Below are 15,933 nucleotides of genomic sequence, written 5' to 3' on the forward strand. Positions count from 1 at the left end.
CCGTACGCGCTGAAGGACGATTCGCGTTGTCGGCGAGGTGAGGTTGACCGATGGCGATGTCGTTCAGCTTGACGTGTTGCTGCCCGACCTTGCGAGTCTGCTCGGATTGAAGCTGCACGCTCGACGTGTGCGCGACGTCGACCGGGATGCAGTCGATCTGTGGACCTGTCTCGAGCTGATGGCAGCGGCCGGCGAGACCGCCTCGTTCGGTGACGCTGAGTTTGATCCGATTCGGAGTCAGTTGGCGATCGACTTCGTCGAGGACGGGCCCGTGATGCGAGTCGCAGTCGCTGGAGTAGACGAAACAGAAGCTGCGCACCGCCGCACGCGGATCAGAGGCCTTGCTCGCGCTGTTGCCCGGCCGCTCTGACTGGGAACTCAACGCGGGGTCCCGGCGCAAGGGGCTTCGGCATCAGGTCGAGTGGGAGGCGATGTAGCTCTGGGCGTCGAGGCCGGTGAGCAGACCTGTGGTGTCGGTGACTGTTCGAGATCAGGCCGAGGGGTGGTGTAGATCGAGACACGCGAGGAGGTCGCCATTGAGGCCGTCCATTTCGGAGCGCATCCATTTCACATAGTCGGGCGGCAGGTCTGCGATGGGTGTGTTCTTGTGTTTTCCGAACGGCATCGTCATTTCGGAGAGAGCGCTGGCCGACAGTGCGAGCAGACCGTCGATGCCGTCTTCGTGATGATCGGTCAGGTGCTTCATGAGAGCCAAACACATTTCAGTGTCGCCCATTGCCCGATGGTCTTGTGTACCGCTCAGGCCGAGGTGAGTGCACAGGGTGTCAAGGCGGTAGTTGTCGAAATCGGCAAGGATGTGCCGGGCAAGGCGCATGGTGCATAGCGATTCACTGGTGTCGAAGAACGGAGCGAAGTGGGGATAGTCGAAGGGTGCGTTGTGTGCGATCACAAGTGTGTGACCAGCGGCAAACGGATCGCCATGAATCGACCGCACGAGGTGCTCGAGCGTTGGTGATTTGGCGACCATGGCATCGGTGATTCCGTTCACCGCCGACGCTCCGGGTTCGATGGGTATGCCGGGGTTGACCAGAGATCCCGCTCTCGCGATCTCGTTCAGGTCGTGGTCGACCTGGATCCACGCGACCTCAACTGGTCGTGCGCCCGGCCCAAGACCGGTCGTTTCGATGTCGACAACGATGATCTGATCGAAATCTGCTGCCCGCATGGGGCGAACGTTAGGTGTTCTGGCTCAGGTGTTGCGGTGATGCGCTTCCTCCTCAGTGTTGAGCCGGCACGATCTCACGGCCCGGTGACCTGGAACAGACTCGACTCAGTCGGAGCGCTCGGCCATCTCGACGTATCGACACAGCACGTTGGCGAGCCTCATCTGGTCGACCGTGCGGCAAGACACCGCGAGCAGCGTCGGGCTGCCCACCATGACACACAGCGCTTTCGCTCGTGACACGGCAACGTTGAGGCGATTGCGGGAGTAAAGAAACTCCATGCCGCGCGATACGTCCTCGGCGCTCGACGCCGACAACGACACGAGAACCGCCGGGGCCTGTTGGCCTTGGAACTTGTCGACGGTGCCGACCCTCGCGCCAACCGGCAGACGTTCGGCGAGTAAGTGGACCTGCGCGTTGTAGGGGGCCACGACCAGAATGTCGTCGATGCCGATGGGCCGCCGGGCTCCTGTGCGATCGGTCCACATTCGCCCCAACAAAGCTTCGAATGCCACCGCCACCGCTTCGCCCTCTTCTGCCGACGAGGTTCGGTTCCCTTCGTGTTCGACAGCAATCCATCGCAACCCTGTTCCACCCACGACGGCACCATCATCGATTTGTTGGACGGCGCATTGGGCCTCGCTTTCAAGGCGTCCGTCGTAGACCTGCTCGGAGATGAATCCACAAATATCCGGGTGCATTCGCCAGCTTCGATCGAGGAACAGGCCGAGATGACTGGGCATCGTGGCCTCGCCGCCGAGAACATGGTCGAGCCCTGAGGCCTCCGCGCCTACTGGGTGGGTTCCCTTGGAGGGCTGGGCCAGTTGGCGTGGGTCGCCGACCAAGATCAGGTTCGAAGCGGCCGGGGCAACGGCGAGCACGTTGGCCAGTGAGAGCTGGCCAGCTTCATCGATCACGAGCGTGTCGACCGCCTCGGTCATCGCCTCTCTCGCGAACAACCAAGCGGTTCCAGCGACCACATCAACAGCACCGCCCGACAGAGCGTTCTCAACATCTTCATTCTTCGTGGTGATCTGCACCGAAGGGTGGCTGAAGCCGTCCGCTCCCTCGGACACTTTCTGGATTGCTCGCAATCCAACGCCTTGCTCGGAGGCCTGTTCGGCGACCTCCTTGAGGAGGTTGCCGATGACGGCATGGCTGTTGGCGGTGATCCCAACCGTCCGCCCGGAGGCGACGAGAGCGGTGATGACTCGCGCCGCTGTGAAGGTCTTGCCCGAACCCGGAGGACCTTGGATTGGTAGGAATGAACGGTCGAGCGTCAACGCAAGCCGCACTGCAGCGTCGAGCGCCGATTCGCCATCGACTCGTAGAGGATCTCCCTGGCGCCCGCCGCCCACCCTGGGCGCGCGGCCAGCGAGGAACTGGCGAGCTGCCTCTGCTGGCCCGGGCCCCTCAATACCGTGCTCGAGCAGCGCTGCGGCCACCCGTTGCAGCGAGAATCGCTGCTCGGCGGTGCGGATTGGACCAGGCGGAATGAGAGCGGTTGGGTGGGGGGCTCCCGATGCGGTACCCCGGCGCAGGCTCAGAATGCCGCGTGCGTGATCGATGCTCACAAGCGTCCCCGGTCCCGGGGGCCCATCCCCGGTGAGATACTTCGTTCGCTCAGTCGCCGGGTCGAGCACTTGCTTGCCGACGGGGAGCTTGTGTTCTTGGTCGGGATCGAACTCGTAGTGCCAGATGAGGGATCTCTTGTCCGGCGTCGGTTCACCCGACACGCTCAACCCGGCGATGGCTTCGGTGTCGGCGAGAAGGTCCGCTTCGTCGCAGTTCAGTATCCGGTCGAAGTAGCGCCACCACTCGGGCTTGTCCTCCCGTCGATGCCATCGCAGCAAGTGGGCCATCAGCCAACGGGCACGCATGCCCTCATCGTCGGCCTCGGTCGGTGGGTCGACGCGACCATTGAGCAGCAGATCGGCGAGAACGTCCTCCTCGCGCTCAAATTCAACCGGTTCTTCTTCGTCCCCCTCAGTTACTCGAAGTGCAGGTCGATCGACCACGTGACCGGCAGCGATCAACTCCTGGCGTCGCTCCTCCAACCAGTCGCGCAGCCGCCACGTCGACTCGACATCATCGCGGTTGTACGCCTCGATGTCAGCGAGGATCTGTTGGTCGCCGGTCTGTAGCCATCGCTCGTATTCGACGATGCTGGAACCGGCGTCGACGATCTCGCCGGTCCGGGCCTCCATGTAAAGGGGCTCGAGCTTCTTCAACGAATACGACGGTGAGCCAATGACGAGGCCTTGGCGCACGACCCGGTACAGGTCGACGAACACACCGCCCCGCAACAAGTCGTCCAGCTCGGCTTCGCGTGTGCCGTAGCGGCCCATCAGCTTGCCAAGTGCGCTGGGTTCGTAGGGCGCGTAGTGATAGACGTGCATTCGGGGATGGTTTCGACGCCGCTCGACGATCAGATCGATGAGTTCCTCAAAAGCTTGGCGCTCGGCGGCAGCCGTATGCGCCCACAGTGCTTGAAACCCGAACCCGTCGCCATCGGCCCAACCAACGCCGTGCAGGTACTCGATGCCTCCATCTCCGACGTAGGGGTCGCCCTCGATGTCGTAGAACAGATCCCCAGGATCGGGCTCCGGCAGGAACGCGAGCCCGCGGTCGGTCTCGACCGGCAGGATCAACTCGACCGGTGGCACCGTCGCAGGACCCCTGGCTGCCTGAAGACGGGCCTGTTGCCGTAGGCGGGTGACGGTCGCGGCACCAATGCCGGGCACAGTCAAGGCATCGGAGCTGGTGGCCAAAGCTGCCAGCGTGTCGATGCCTGCAATCTCGAACTTTCGAGCATGCTCGCGGGTCAGGTTCGCCACTCGACACATGTGATCGTCGTCCTCGCGGCGTTGCTCACACGTCTCCGCCCAACGGCAGACCGCGCAGTGCTTGACCGGTAGGGGGTAGGTGGCCCGCTGTTGTGTGAGCGCTGCGAGGAATCGCGCGCGAGCCGCCCGGTAGTAGGCGGCAACGTCGGCAAGGCGGACCGACTCGCGCTGTTGTCCACCCAGCACCACGTGGACCTGGTCCGGCGCAACTCCCTGGAGCCGTTCCACTTGCTCGGCATAGTGACAGAGCTGCAGGACCGCTGACGGCTTCACCTGACGAGCGAGCTTGGTGTCCTCCGGCTCATAGCTGTGATCGCCGAGCGAACTCGGGCTCTCAACTTTGCGAAGAAAGTCGGCGTGGCCGCGCCATCCCACATCGAAGCGTTCATCGAAAAACGTGGCCTGGAAAACGATGTCGGCGCCAGCCCGCATGGCGGCGACCGTGTCAACCTCACGTCGTCTGAGGCCGGTGACCCGGTCGACGTCGGCCGCTGGCTCGTCGATCTCGGCAACATTCAGCCCGGCATCGGCCAACGACGCGAGGTAGGCGGCTTCGTGTTCGAGGCCTCGGCGCTGAAGCACTTCGAGTTCAGCATCGCCACGAGTGGGCTTACGTAGGCGACCCTCGAGAGCTTCGAGATCGAGCACCGACAAATGCCCGCAGGCAAGGAACCCAACCAGGTCAGTAGGGCTCACGATCAACTTCCCGTTTGCCCGGTCCATCTTGGTTATGTTACGCGACTGGATCAGGGTGCAGTCTGACCTGCTACCTGAGCCCCAGCCGGAACCTCATCGAGCCGAAGTAGTCAAGGAGAACTAGTTATGCAAGACGTCAAGTGTCCGCACTGCGGTCAGACATTCACCATCGACGGGGCCGGGTTCGCAGAGATCCAGAAACAGGTCCGCGATAGCGAGTTTGAGCGCGATCTGCATGAGCGATTGAAACTGGCCGAACAGGACAAGCAAAGCGCTGTCGAGTTGGCAGAGATGAAGGCCGCCGGCGAGTTGCAGAAAGCGGCTGCGGCCAAGGCCGCCGAGCTCCAAGACCTGAAGGCGCAACTTGCGCAGTCGCTGAGCGAGAAGCAGTCAGCCGTGGAGCTTGCGGAGGTGAAGGTCGCGAATGGGATGCAGGAGGCAGCGGCGAAAAAAGACGTCGAGCTGCAGCAGCTGAAGGCGCAGCTTGAGCAGTCGCAGCAGGAAACGCAGTCGGCTGTGGAGCTTGCCGAGGCGAAATCTGTGAACGAACTACAGAAGGCAGCGGCAGCGAAGGACACAGAGATCCAGCAGCTGACGACGAAGCTCGATGCCGGCGAAATCGCTCAGAAACTTGCTATCGCCGAGGCGGTCGGTGTGGTCGAAAAAGAGCGCGACGAGCTGAAGAACGGACTCGCTCGAGTTGAGCTCGAGAAGCAACTGGCCGAAACGTCGCTGAAGGAAAAGTACGAGACTCAGATCAAGGATCGTGATGACTCGATCGAGCGGTTGCGAGATATGAAGGCGCGGCTCTCAACGAAGATGGTCGGCGAAACCCTCGAACAGCACTGCGAGACGACGTTCAACCAGCTCCGCGCCACAGCGTTTCCTAGCGCGTACTTCGAGAAGGACAACGATGCGCGGGCCGGCAGCAAGGGCGACTACATCTTCCGGGAGTCCGACGAGGCTGAAACCGAGATCGTTTCGATCATGTTCGAGATGAAGAACGAGTCAGACGAAACTGCGACGAAACGCAAGAACGAGGACTTCTTCAAGGAGCTCGACAAGGACCGGACGGAGAAGGGGTGCGAGTACGCGATCCTGGTTTCCCTGCTCGAGCCAGAGAGCGAGCTGTACAACACAGGGATCGTCGACGTGTCCCACCGCTATCCGAAGATGTACGTGGTGCGGCCACAGTTTTTCATCCCGATCATCACACTGCTGCGCAACGCCGCAATGAGCTCGCTCGAGTACAAGTCGGAACTTGCGCTGGTGAAGTCGCAGAACATCGATGTCACGAACTTCGAGGATGACCTTGAGACGTTCAAGGCTGCCTTCGGGAAAAACTATGACCTCGCGTCGAGACGATTTCAGACTGCGATCGCCGAGATCGACAAGTCGATCGACCACCTGCAGAAGACGAAAGACGCGCTCATGGGAACGGAGCGCAACCTCCGTCTAGCGAACGACAAGGCACAAGACGTGACGATCAAGAAGTTGACGCGCAGCAACCCGACAATGGAGACTAAGTTCGCCGAGTTGAACAGTCCGGATACGCCTGATGCTGAGTAGGGGAGCGTCACATTCCGTCGGGCGGTCAGGCAGCGATCGCCTGTGCTGTCGGATGCCATCGCACCGCCGGCCCAGAATGTAAATTCTCAAGCATCGCTCAGATCGGCGCGAAGGGGACCCGATAGTTGGTCCAGTTGATACGGCCCCCGTTGAGTGCAGCAATGAGGAGATCCGGAACCTTGCGACCCTTGAGTCCGTCGTCGGCCAGCAAGCGCTGAACCTGTCGAGCAGGAACATCAGCGCCAGGCTGTGGAGCGGGCCCGATCAGATCATGCGGGATCGCTGGCGCAAGTGGGGGCACTCACCCAACACCATGGTCAAATCGGGTCGATCGAAAAATCAGCCTTCATGAAAGCCTCGCTTCGATCAGGCCGATGAATGCTTCGGTTGGTTGAGCGCCCGACACCAGTACTTCGTTGTTGACGATGGTTGCCGGCACGCCGGAAATGCCGAGCTGCTGGGCTTCGTTGTGATCAGCGATCACTGCGTTGGCAAGCGTGTCGTACTGGGCCTCGAACGCTGCAGCGAAGTCGACACGATCCAGACCGGCCTCTGCAGCAATACTGGTGATCACTGCAAGATCCGAGATTGTTCGGTTCTGCGAGAAGTAGGCCTTGAACATTCGGTGATGGAAGTCATCTTCGGCGTTGGTTCCGTATGCCGTGACAAGTTTCGCCGCTGCCAGCGCCGGGAGGCTGTGGCTCGGAGACGGATCGTCGGAGGCCCACGGCGAGGTTGCTTCGAGCCGAGGGTCGACTTCAGGCATGCGAGCCCAGTTCCGCGTGTACTCGATGAACTCTTCGCGGGTCTTGCGGCCCGCTTCGGTCGGGCGGAGCATGAACGCTTTCCACTCAATCTTGATCAGATCGCCGAACTTGTCTTTCAGGTCGTCGAAACGCACGGTCGCGACATAGCACCAGGGTCAAAGAAAGTCGGAAAATACCGTGAGTTGGATTGGCTCAGTCACGATTGCGGTCACTTGCGCACGAGACGGAACACGGGGATGACACGCCCGGTCTCGGCGGCAGACGCCGCGTACTGGATGAACTGTGGCTGGGTCGCTGATTGCTGGTCGTACAGGCGCTGGCGCTCGTCACCGTCAGTGAGCACTGCGGTTGCCTCGTACTTGTCCGCACCGACCTCAATGTTCACGCTCGGGTGAGCAACGAGGTTGTGGTACCAGTTCGGATGCTCGGGCGCCCCGGCCTTCGACGCGATGATCACGAGATCATCACCATCCTGGGTGTACACCAACGGCGAGCACAGCTCGCGGCCTGACTTGGCACCGGTCATCGTCACGAGCACCAGCGGCAGGCTCAGCTCAGCGCCGAAGACTCAGCCGCGACGCGTTCGGTGTGCGCTTCGACCCAATCGGCGATGGTCCGCAGCACCGGCTTCAAGGTCAGCGCCGCCTCTGTCGCGGCGTACTCGACGCGAGGCGGAATCTCGTTGTACTGCGTGCGAGTCACGAGACCATCGCGCTCGAGTTCGCGCAGTTGACGTGTCAACGTCGTGGGGGTGACCGGCGAAAAACGCTCGACGAGCGTGATCGATCACCGGCCGATCAACGTCTGGGCCCGTCAACCATGGGGCTACCCAACCAGCTCTCGGCAAGCAAGCAGACGGACAAGTCAAGTCAAGTCAAGTCAAGCCAAGTCAAGTCAAGTCAAGTCAAGTCAAGTAGCAAGAACGCTCCAGATCGTTCGCTCTCGTTCACGCTCAAACCCACTCTGTATCGGCACGTTCGACTGGCGATGCCGCTCGAGATCGCCCAGCTCGCATCCGAGTCAGGCGTCTGGCTCTTGCAGGCTGGCTGAGATGTCTCGGCTGACGTGGAGGAGTCGCCAGACGTCGACCAAAGTCTCTCGCTCCAAGTAGAACATCAGGTAGGGGAACTTGCCGACTGGCATGGTTCGGAGGTCCGGCACGGAGAGTTCGTACGCGAACCGGAGCGATCCGAGGCGGGGATTTCGGCTGATGCGTTGCGCTGTGGCTTCGACTGCGTCGACGAAGCGGATGGCTGTTGCCACGTCGGTTTCGGCGACGTAGTAGCTGCTGGCCGATTCGAGATCGACCGTCGCGACATCGCTGAATTGAACTGGCTTCGCCAAGGGGTCAGGCCTCCGACGAGATGCGCTGGCGCAGTGCGTCGAAGAAGGCAGTGTCAGCAACCACGCCTGGACCGGAGTTCGCGCCCTCGAGGACGAGGTCGCGGAGGTGGCCTCGTTCGCGATCTCGTCGGATCAGGTCACGGACGTACTCGCTGGTCGACCCATAGCCGTCGTGAATGACCCGTTCATCAACGAAGACCTTGAGTTCATCGGGCAACGAAACATTCATCGTGGTCATGGGGTTCAGACTAACGATGTTGGCAAACTTTGTCATCCACGTACTGCCGGATAGCGCATAACTCCGACTCGTCGAGGCACCGCAGACCGCTCGCGATCTACACGTGCGATCGATCGTCAGCTTCGGCGGCGTCGCGGATTTTGGCGAGCGTGTCGGGTGGAAACCTGACTGGGACCAGTTCGGTCAACTTGGAGTTGCGTCGCCGAGCAGGACCCTGCGGCATCTGGTTCTCTGGGTCGGCAGAGAAGTCGTGCTCCTCTTGGCGGGTCATCTTCTTGATAGTCATCGGTCCTCCATTCACGTGGAGTACGCGTTCGAATCCCGTCCCGGGTACTCATGCGCTGCTGTTTGTCGAGTGCCGGATGCTCAGGTTTTGGTGAATGGGACAAACACGTCAGCGACGAGGTGTTCGGCTTCGAGGGGGTGGCGGAGAGGATGGTCGAGATTGACGCTGTACTCGTTGCGGCGCCCGACTTTGGTCCGGGTCATGTAGCCCGCGACGATGAGGTCCTGCACGATGTTATGGACAGCGCGTTCGCCGATACCGACGAGGCGGGCGATTTCTGCCATGCGCATCTTCGGGTCTTGGACCACGCACACGAGTACGTGCGCGTGGTTGGAGAAAAAGGTCCAGGTTGGCACGACAGCGAGTTCGGGCGCGAAGTGTTTGGCCACTCACACCACGTTAGTGATCTCCCGGCGATCAGCGAGGCGGAGTACCGGAATTTCGAGACACTGGTTGCGAAACACGGCTCTCGAAGTGCGTGACGTCGCTGCGTTCGGGCTGCTTCTGGTCATTGTCCTTGGCCTTTACTGAACCCGGGTTCACCGTCGAAGAGGAAGAGTCCCTCGGTCTTGATCGGCGAAATGGCGCTTTCGGCGAGCCGCCACTGCAGGTTTGCTACGGCCGTCGCCGTTGTTGGTTTGTCGTTGCGGGTCAGGAAACGGCAACGCCAATGATCGGTACAGAGCGTCTCGGCAGCCCCACCCGGCCACACTTTTTGACCGCGGTTGGTGATCATGTCGAGCCTGAACTCGCCAGCGAGACCCATGAGCTTCGACGCGAGATCGTCGACCGACGCATTTCGCTCATCAACGAATACGTCGACACCGACCTGCTCCTTGGTGGCCGGGATCCGCTCGGTGAGTTTGATCGTGATCTTCTCTTCGACGCGGTAGTCGACCGCCGGCAGCGTCGCAGGACGCTGACCGATCCGTTCGATCACGGCGTCGGCAAAGCCTGAGGTGCTGACCTTGGCGGTTGAGACGGCCTCGTCATAGGTGTCGTAGGTGTGCACGCCATCTTCGATGGTGCGCAACCACGCGTTGTGGACGGCGGTTGCAACATCGTTTTGGCCGATGTGGACGAGCATCTGGACCGCACCGAGAATCAGCCCTGATGGGTTGGCGACGTTTTGGCCGGCACGGCGTGGTGCAGAGCCGTGGATTGCTTCGAACATCGACACTTCGTTGCCGATGTTGGCGCTTCCCGCCAGGCCGACCGAGCCGGCGATTTGTGCAGCGACGTCGGACAGAATGTCGCCGTAGAGGTTCTGCATGACAATGACGTCAAAGGCTTCGGGCGTGTCGGCGAGCTTGGCCGCTCCGATGTCGACGATCCAATGCTCGCTTTCGATATCCGGGTATTCCAACGCGATTTCGTCGAAGACCGCGTGGAACATGCCGTCGGTCAATTTCATGATGTTGTCCTTGGAGAACGCTGTCACTTTGCGACGTTCGTGGACCCGTGCGTATTCGAAGGCGTAACGCACGATCCGCTCACAGCCCGGGCGACTGATCAGCTTCAGGCACTGCACGACCTCATCGGTCTGGCGGTGTTCGATCCCCGCGTAGAGATCCTCTTCGTTCTCGCGCACGATCACAACGTCCATCACCGGGTGCTTGGTTGCTACGAACGGGCTGTAGGAGATGCACGGGCGGATGTTGGCGTACATGCCGAACGTCTTGCGGATCGTGACGTTGAGACTCTTGAATCCGCCACCCTGCGGCGTGGTGATCGGAGCCTTGAGGAAGACCTTCGTGCGCCGAATCGACTCCAGTGCCTCGGGTGAAAGACCAGCGGTGAAGCCCTGTTCATACATTGCTTCGCCGATCGAGATCTCTTCAATGTCGAGCGATGCGCCCGCTGCTTCCATGATCCGCAGCGTGGCCTCCATGATCTCGGGGCCGATGCCGTCGCCGCGGGCGACCGTGATCGGCGTCGATCCGTTCAGTGATGTGGACATGTCGGGCCTCTTTCCTGGTGGTGTGCGCTCAACCGAGCACCCGGCCTACTCTAGGCGTATGAAACATGTCTTTCAAACCATGTGTTGAGAAAGATACGTTATCTGTCCTGGGAGGACACGTATAAACAGCTGTTCGGCGCGCCTGCGAGCGCGTCGGGTGGAAACCTGACGGGGATCGGTCCGGTCAACCTGGAGTTGCGTCGCCGAGCAGGACCCTGCAGCCCTGTTAGGTCGTGCTGACGAGTAATTTGCCGATGTTGCCGCCTTCGAACATGAACTGCAGGGCATCGGGGAACGCGTCGATGCCTTCGAGCACGTGCTCGGAACCGACGATTGAGCCGTCCTCGACCCAGCTCGCGAGTTTTGCTTGTGCCTTGGGGATGCTGTCTGGGAAGTGGAAGTAGGCGAACCCTTCCATCTTCGACTGCCGTTCCGCCAAGCGCAGGTACATCGACGGACCGGTGATGTCGTCCATATCGTCGTACTGCGACACCGCGCCGCAGATGACGACGTTCGCATGGAGTGCAAGATTGTCGAGCACGGCGTCGAGAATGTCGCCGCCGACGTTGTCGCCGGGCTTCGGCTTGGCGACCTCGCGGATTCCGATCCAGGCGGTCACACCCGTGGAGGGGCCAAGCACGCCGAGATGCAAGCTCAGCGGTCCAAGCGAGTCATCGATTACCATCAAGTACGAGCCAGGGACCGTTGCGACGGTTTGAGCGCCCAGACGGCCGGCAACAGCCTGGCCATTCTGAAACGCATCGTCGGCCGACTCGATCACGCGGCCTACGCCTCGCGAAAGAATCACGCCACCCATCTCGACTTGCATGTGAAATCCCTCGCCACGCAGCATCGTGCGGGTACCTGCATCGACCGACACATACTCGACCGCGACGCGCACCTCGCCGGGTTGCAATGGCTCGAGCCCGACCTCTTCGACTCGAAAACAGTCAGGCGTGGCCTGGCCGACAGGACGACGAACGAGGACACAACGACGATTGGCAGTAGGGCTGGTCATCGGGCGATGGCGGCAGCTTGTCGCCCCCGATCACGACCCGTGCTCGCCAACAAGGTGTCAGTGGACTTCACAAACATCGTGAGGCCCAGACTTCTATTATTGCGACTCCGCTGCCGCTGCCGACGCCGATGACGGTGTCTTCGTTGACACCTCATCGGCAAGCACCGACGTCGCTCAACGCCGAGCGTCGGCCATCACATGCAGACTCAGGCGCTGCGGCTCTGCCGCTTCTCCTGGTCGGCGAGGCGGGCGCGCAAGCCAATGGGCGCAGTGACTCTGAAACCGAGGACGTGGCGGTCTTCTTCGGACTCGCCAGCCCAGTAGCCGTATTCGCAATTTGCCCGTGCAATCGTGCGGCACTCGTGGAAGACGGGGCACTCGTCGCAGACCCTCTTGGCCTTTGCTTCACGACGAGCTCGGGCTTCAGGGCGTTCGGCTTTGCGTGCGAAGAACAGTTCGAGTTGGCCACGGCAAGCCGCGTCCAATTTCCAGTCAACACCAGCAGCAACCGGGTTGCATGCTTGAGGGTCACTGTCGAGCAGACGGAGCGTTGAGTTGTTCATCATTCATCCTTTCGGGTGCGGGCCCGACACCCCGCGGGGGGTAGTTGGGGGGTGAGGCGCCGAGCCCGCATTGGAATTTATGCTGTGGTTGGAATCAGGCTTCGACGAGTTCGCTTGCGTCGTCGGGTGTATTGGCGTCGACCGCTTGGCCGCCGGGCTCGACGTAGCCGTCCTCACGAGACTTGGCGAGAGCGATGCCCAACACCAGGATCCCGAAGAGCGGCTTGGCGAGCACGTCGCCGAGTGAGTACATCACCTGACGGGCGACCTCGGCCTTGGCCGTGTCGTCGATCAGCGATGGCAACATGTAGGCGATCGGGTAGATGCCCCACGTGGCCAGAATGATGTAGCGGAGTGCGTCGACAAGCTTCTTGACACCGCCGCTTTGGCGGTCGAGCGACTTGCCGAGTTCAACGAAGAGCACGTACAGGATGTACAGGAACGGGATGGTTGACAGCACGCCCCACATGGTGCGAGCCGAAGAGTCTGAGGCAGCGATTTCGCCGGGGTAGCCGAGCGCAATCATTGCCACCGCAGCGATGGTCAGCCTGACGATCAGGCTGCGCGTCTTGCCCTTGGTGAGCTTCAGCACCACCACGAGTTCAGCGAGCAGCAGCGGAACGGTCAAGAACCAGTCGACGTAGCGGTAGCCCTCATTGAATGGCTCGCCGTCTTGGACGTATTTGCCACCTACGTAGCTGAACGCATCGGACCAGGATCCGAAGATTCGGACGTAGTGGTAGAGGGCGATGCCGACGACCAGCGTGGAAAGGGTGACTGCCATGCGGTGCTGGGGCGCCACGCGATTCCTGACCAGCAGGAAGAACACGAGTGCTGCACCCATGCTGGCGATGACAAACGAAAACGAGTTGTAAACGAGGTTGTATTGGGCCTCGGTCAACGTGAACTCCATTGGACTTCTCCTTGTGATAATTCGCCCACACCGTTGCGGACAAACCGATATTAACATTGTTTAGCCTGACTTAGCCAGGGTTAGTGCATAAAGATTGTTGATCATCTACGATGCGGTGATGAGTGGTGAACCCGAGACGATGTTGGAGCTGCAATCCGCAGCAGATGCCCTCGGTGTTCACTACCAAACCGCGTATCGGTGGGTGCGCAGCGGCCGGCTACCCGCCCAGCTCGTTGGCGGAAAATATTTGGTCTCGTCCCACGACATCGCCGAGGTCACTGCGAGCCGTAACCGGCCGCAGGCCCCGGCCGCGCCCAGTGCAGCCCGGCTGGTCCGTCAGTCTGGGCGCATGCACGAGGCGCTCCTGGCCGGCGACGAATCTGAGGCCCGCAGGATTGCCAGGAGGCTCGTCGACGAAGGCACGACCATCATTGACCTCATCGAGCAGGTGATCTCGCCGCCCCTGCTCGCTATCGGGCAGGCATGGCACGACGGGAACCTGACCATCTGGGCTGAGCATCGAGCATCGGCGATCATTGAGCGAGCGCTCGGCGATCTGCTGCCCAACCCGCGGGGTCGCCGGCGGGGCACCGTGATGGTCGCAGCGATCTCCGGTGACCTGCACTCCCTGCCGACGACGATGGCGACGGCGGCGCTACGCGAGGCCAATTGGCATGTCCATCACTTTGGAGCAGACCTGCCCGGTGAGGAACTCGTTAACTTCTGTGCAACTCATGAGGAGGTCGACGTGGCCGTGATCTCGGTGACCAACCCGGACGCTGCCGATCGGGCTGAGGAATTCGCAGACAAGATCCGTGCGGGAGGCACGCCGACATTGGTTGGTGGAGCGGGCAAGACGCTGAGCGGACTCGTCGACGATGTCCAACAAGCAGCTGACAGCCGCCGTTCCTGACGAAGCCTGCACTGGCCGGCCCGATTTTCCCTGGCGAGCGCGGTCGTCAACCCGGTGGTCAACATGGTGGTGTTCTCATGCCGCAAGGCGTTGACCGTCCGTAGCCTGCTCTCGTGCCGAGGTTTCGTCTGAAAAAAGTTCGGACTGTTCGCGAGGTCCTCGAAGCCCTGGGACTGCCACCAGAGACGATTGACGAGGCCGAAGCCAGCGGCACCGCCGAATTGCTCGCAATCGATGCGGTCGTGCTCCCGGGCAAGCCGAAGTTGACCATCGACGACCTGGCTGCAAAAGTCGGCGTAGAGGCCGACGTCGTGAGGTCGTTGTGGCGGGCCCTGGGTTTCGTTGACACCGACGATGACGAGCGCTCGTTCACCAAGCACGACGTCGCGATTCTCAAGTCGCTGGTCACAGTGACACAGAACGGCCTCGTCGATCCCGACATGGCACTCCAGGTTTCTCGGGTCATCGGCATGTCGCTCGCCAACGTCGCGACCGCCGTCGTCGACGCTGGCGCAGCGCGTTCAGTAGAACGTCGAGAGGCGGCCGCGAGCGCCGACGACGGAGACGATGTAGCGGAGGACCCCAGCGCGCTCGCCGTTCGCGCCGGGGAGCTGCTGCCGTTCATGTCGGAGGTCATCGACTACTCGTTCCGGCGGCACCTGCGCGCCGCGGCTCGCCGGCGCGTGTTGCTCGCCTCGTCGCCAGGTGGCGAAACACAGGTCATCGGATTCGCCGACCTCGTGCGCTTCACGGAGCTGAGCCTCCACCTCAACGACCGCAAGCTGGCCGACCTCGTCGGACGGTTCGATTCGTTGGTTCACGACGTCGTGGTGGGCAACGACGGCCGGATCGTCAAGATGATCGGCGACGCCGCGATGTTCTCCGTCCTCGATCCGGCTCAGGCGGCACTGATCGCTCTTGAGTTAACCAACGCCGTCAAACGTGATCCGATTCTGAGTGGCCTCCGGATCGGCATGGCGAGCGGACCGACCCTGGCGCGTGATGGCGATCTCTATGGACCCGTCGTGAACACGGCGAGCCGTCTCGCGGCGATCGGTCGGGCCGGTGCGGTCAACGTCAACCAAAGCCTCCGCGACGAGCTGGCCGGCGATCGGAGATTCGCCCTCCGCAGCCTCGGGCAACGCAACCTCCGTCACATCGGCGAGGTCCGCGTCTACCGACTGCGTCCCGGTCCCATGGGCCAGCACCCCTCCTCTCACTCCGAGCAATAGCCGACGGCGCTGCTGTCTCCAGTGGCGTGCCCGACATACCGAACTGGCGCATGCCCAGACACGCTCCACGCAAGAATGGGGGCATGTCACTGCACGTCACTCGGCCGACCATTTCGCAGCTCCGTGTGCTCGCTGAGGCGGCGGTCACAGACGAGTTGACGTACTCGCCAGTCGGCATCACCGCGTGGAGCGCCGGTGCACCCGGTTATCGATACGGCCACTGGTCCCGCGACCTCGGAAACGGTCGTCCCGTCTTTGAACGTGCCTCCGACGCGCTTCGCGACTGGCGCATGCAAACAACGTCAGGGCTGGTCGTCGCCCACCCGGGACCACCCACCGTCGGGACCGTTGTTGCCATGGCCGCGCCGCTGCCGGTCGGCTACATCGATGTGGTGTGCCGCGTC

18 protein-coding genes and 1 pseudogene are annotated in these 15,933 nt (G+C 61.7%); 5 read left to right on the plus strand and 14 right to left on the minus strand.

Annotated features, from left to right (window positions below):
* The first annotated feature begins 127 nt into the window (after positions 1-127).
* Positions 128-370, plus strand: a complete 243-nt coding sequence (locus ACH2EI_RS11555) for a hypothetical protein (protein ID WP_395160114.1) — start codon at positions 128-130, stop codon at positions 368-370.
* Positions 371-490: 120 nt separating this feature from the next.
* Here ACH2EI_RS11555 and ACH2EI_RS11560 read toward each other — a convergent pair whose 3' ends face one another.
* Together ACH2EI_RS11560 and ACH2EI_RS11565 are read right to left on the minus strand one after the other, a co-directional pair.
* Complete coding sequence (locus ACH2EI_RS11560) at positions 491-1,186, minus strand: putative quorum-sensing-regulated virulence factor (protein WP_395154649.1); 696 nt, start codon at positions 1,184-1,186, stop codon at positions 491-493.
* 105 nt (positions 1,187-1,291) lie between these two features.
* Complete coding sequence (locus ACH2EI_RS11565) at positions 1,292-4,726, minus strand: TM0106 family RecB-like putative nuclease (protein ID WP_395160116.1); 3,435 nt, start codon at positions 4,724-4,726, stop codon at positions 1,292-1,294.
* Between the two features lie 126 nt (positions 4,727-4,852).
* Here ACH2EI_RS11565 and ACH2EI_RS11570 point away from each other — a divergent pair, with 126 nt between their 5' ends.
* Entirely contained in the window at positions 4,853-6,295 is a 1,443-nt protein-coding gene (locus ACH2EI_RS11570; protein ID WP_395160118.1) for a DUF2130 domain-containing protein, read from the plus strand.
* Between the two features lie 97 nt (positions 6,296-6,392).
* On the opposite strand, the gene ACH2EI_RS11575 is transcribed toward ACH2EI_RS11570, so the two are convergent.
* The 12 genes and pseudogenes from ACH2EI_RS11575 to ACH2EI_RS11630 form a co-directional block, all read right to left on the minus strand.
* A complete protein-coding gene (locus tag ACH2EI_RS11575) occupies positions 6,393-6,596 on the minus strand; it encodes a hypothetical protein (RefSeq protein ID WP_395160120.1) in 204 nt (67 codons plus the stop codon).
* Positions 6,597-6,641: 45 nt separating this feature from the next.
* A pseudogene (locus tag ACH2EI_RS11580) lies at positions 6,642-7,205 on the minus strand (DsbA family protein); the annotation flags it as partial.
* A 65-nt stretch (positions 7,206-7,270) separates the two neighbouring features.
* Positions 7,271-7,600, minus strand: coding sequence for a nitroreductase/quinone reductase family protein (locus tag ACH2EI_RS11585; RefSeq protein ID WP_395153745.1), 330 nt, complete (start codon positions 7,598-7,600; stop codon positions 7,271-7,273).
* Between the two features lie 11 nt (positions 7,601-7,611).
* Positions 7,612-7,845 carry a winged helix-turn-helix transcriptional regulator gene (locus tag ACH2EI_RS11590; RefSeq protein WP_395153749.1) on the minus strand — a complete coding sequence of 78 codons (234 nt, stop codon included), beginning with the start codon at positions 7,843-7,845 and terminating at the stop codon, positions 7,612-7,614.
* A gap of 237 nt (positions 7,846-8,082) precedes the next feature.
* A complete protein-coding gene (locus tag ACH2EI_RS11595; protein ID WP_395153744.1) occupies positions 8,083-8,406 on the minus strand; it encodes a type II toxin-antitoxin system RelE/ParE family toxin in 324 nt (107 codons plus the stop codon).
* A 4-nt stretch (positions 8,407-8,410) separates the two neighbouring features.
* Positions 8,411-8,644: a type II toxin-antitoxin system ParD family antitoxin gene (locus tag ACH2EI_RS11600; RefSeq protein ID WP_395153743.1), complete on the minus strand. Its 234-nt coding sequence runs from the start codon at positions 8,642-8,644 to the stop codon at positions 8,411-8,413.
* Positions 8,645-8,741: 97 nt separating this feature from the next.
* Positions 8,742-8,930, minus strand: a complete 189-nt coding sequence (locus tag ACH2EI_RS11605) for a CopG family transcriptional regulator (protein WP_395153742.1) — start codon at positions 8,928-8,930, stop codon at positions 8,742-8,744.
* An 80-nt stretch (positions 8,931-9,010) separates the two neighbouring features.
* A complete protein-coding gene (locus ACH2EI_RS11610) occupies positions 9,011-9,319 on the minus strand; it encodes a helix-turn-helix transcriptional regulator (protein ID WP_395153741.1) in 309 nt (102 codons plus the stop codon).
* A 119-nt stretch (positions 9,320-9,438) separates the two neighbouring features.
* The gene (locus ACH2EI_RS11615) at positions 9,439-10,890 is read right to left on the minus strand and encodes an NADP-dependent isocitrate dehydrogenase (protein ID WP_395153740.1); all 1,452 of its coding nucleotides are present in this window, start codon (positions 10,888-10,890) and stop codon (positions 9,439-9,441) included.
* A gap of 226 nt (positions 10,891-11,116) precedes the next feature.
* Entirely contained in the window at positions 11,117-11,908 is a 792-nt protein-coding gene (locus ACH2EI_RS11620) for a hypothetical protein (RefSeq protein WP_395155125.1), read from the minus strand.
* Between the two features lie 206 nt (positions 11,909-12,114).
* Positions 12,115-12,471 (minus strand): WhiB family transcriptional regulator, encoded by a 357-nt coding sequence (locus ACH2EI_RS11625; protein WP_395155126.1) that lies wholly within the window; start codon positions 12,469-12,471, stop codon positions 12,115-12,117.
* A 94-nt stretch (positions 12,472-12,565) separates the two neighbouring features.
* Positions 12,566-13,384, minus strand: a complete 819-nt coding sequence (locus ACH2EI_RS11630) for a bacteriorhodopsin-like (RefSeq protein WP_395155127.1) — start codon at positions 13,382-13,384, stop codon at positions 12,566-12,568.
* Between the two features lie 118 nt (positions 13,385-13,502).
* Between ACH2EI_RS11630 and ACH2EI_RS11635 the strand changes: the two genes are divergently transcribed.
* The 3 genes from ACH2EI_RS11635 to ACH2EI_RS11645 all read left to right on the plus strand — a co-directional run.
* Positions 13,503-14,297: a B12-binding domain-containing protein gene (locus ACH2EI_RS11635; RefSeq protein WP_395155128.1), complete on the plus strand. Its 795-nt coding sequence runs from the start codon at positions 13,503-13,505 to the stop codon at positions 14,295-14,297.
* A 113-nt stretch (positions 14,298-14,410) separates the two neighbouring features.
* The gene (locus ACH2EI_RS11640) at positions 14,411-15,529 is read left to right on the plus strand and encodes an adenylate/guanylate cyclase domain-containing protein (protein WP_395155129.1); all 1,119 of its coding nucleotides are present in this window, start codon (positions 14,411-14,413) and stop codon (positions 15,527-15,529) included.
* Positions 15,530-15,612: 83 nt separating this feature from the next.
* A partial coding sequence (locus ACH2EI_RS11645; protein ID WP_395160122.1) for a DUF1990 family protein occupies positions 15,613-15,933 on the plus strand: 321 nt, incomplete at its 3' end.

It is taken from the genome of Ilumatobacter sp. (assembly GCF_041688325.1).
Lineage (GTDB): Bacteria > Actinomycetota > Acidimicrobiia > Acidimicrobiales > Ilumatobacteraceae > Ilumatobacter_A.

Coding starts and splice junctions, on each gene's coding strand:
- ACH2EI_RS11605 (WP_395153742.1), bottom strand. CDS start 8,930: ATGACTATCAAGAAGATGACCCGCCAAGAGGAGCACGACTTCTCTGCC.
- ACH2EI_RS11570 (WP_395160118.1), top strand. CDS start 4,853: ATGCAAGACGTCAAGTGTCCGCACTGCGGTCAGACATTCACCATCGAC.
- ACH2EI_RS11600 (WP_395153743.1), bottom strand. CDS start 8,644: ATGACCACGATGAATGTTTCGTTGCCCGATGAACTCAAGGTCTTCGTT.
- ACH2EI_RS11620 (WP_395155125.1), bottom strand. CDS start 11,908: ATGACCAGCCCTACTGCCAATCGTCGTTGTGTCCTCGTTCGTCGTCCT.
- ACH2EI_RS11635 (WP_395155128.1), top strand. CDS start 13,503: ATGAGTGGTGAACCCGAGACGATGTTGGAGCTGCAATCCGCAGCAGAT.
- ACH2EI_RS11560 (WP_395154649.1), bottom strand. CDS start 1,186: ATGCGGGCAGCAGATTTCGATCAGATCATCGTTGTCGACATCGAAACG.
- ACH2EI_RS11630 (WP_395155127.1), bottom strand. CDS start 13,384: ATGGAGTTCACGTTGACCGAGGCCCAATACAACCTCGTTTACAACTCG.
- ACH2EI_RS11625 (WP_395155126.1), bottom strand. CDS start 12,471: ATGAACAACTCAACGCTCCGTCTGCTCGACAGTGACCCTCAAGCATGC.
- ACH2EI_RS11615 (WP_395153740.1), bottom strand. CDS start 10,890: ATGTCCACATCACTGAACGGATCGACGCCGATCACGGTCGCCCGCGGC.